Origin of the sequence: Pantoea sp. 18059 (assembly GCF_902706165.1) — a bacterium.
GTDB classification, from domain to species: domain Bacteria; phylum Pseudomonadota; class Gammaproteobacteria; order Enterobacterales; family Enterobacteriaceae; genus Pantoea; species Pantoea agglomerans.
Genome location: NZ_CACSJS010000040.1, coordinates 1 through 448, shown reverse-complemented (window position 1 = coordinate 448; position 448 = coordinate 1). Strand labels below are relative to the sequence as shown.

Below are 448 nucleotides of genomic sequence, written 5' to 3'. Positions count from 1 at the left end.
GTTCTGCAATCACGCGTCTTGAGCACATATGTCAGTGGTACAACACAGCGATGAAAAAGGCGGTGCTATGACCACACTGGCGATTGATATCGGCGGTACTAAACTTGCCGCCGCGCTGATTGGCGCTGACGGGCAGATCCGCGATCGTCGTGAACTTCCTACGCCAGCCAGCCAGACACCAGAAGCCTTGCGTGATGCCTTATCCGCATTAGTCTCTCCGTTGCAAGCTCATGCGCAGCGGGTTGCCATCGCTTCGACCGGGATAATCCGTGACGGCAGCTTGCTGGCGCTTAATCCGCATAATCTTGGTGGATTGCTACACTTTCCGTTAGTCAAAACGCTGGAACAACTTACCAATTTGCCGACCATTGCCATTAACGACGCGCAGGCCGCAGCATGGGCGGAGTTTCAGGCGCTGGATGGCGATATAACCGATATGGTCTTTATC

General features: G+C 54.2%; 2 pseudogenes. Both read left to right on the top strand.

Annotation, left to right across the window (positions count from 1 at the left end):
- Positions 1-71: pseudogene (locus GVJ63_RS21955) on the top strand (N-acetylmannosamine-6-phosphate 2-epimerase); the annotation flags it as partial.
- Positions 68-448: pseudogene (gene nanK, locus GVJ63_RS21950) on the top strand (N-acetylmannosamine kinase); the annotation flags it as partial. The pseudogenes GVJ63_RS21955 and nanK, both read left to right, overlap by 4 nt.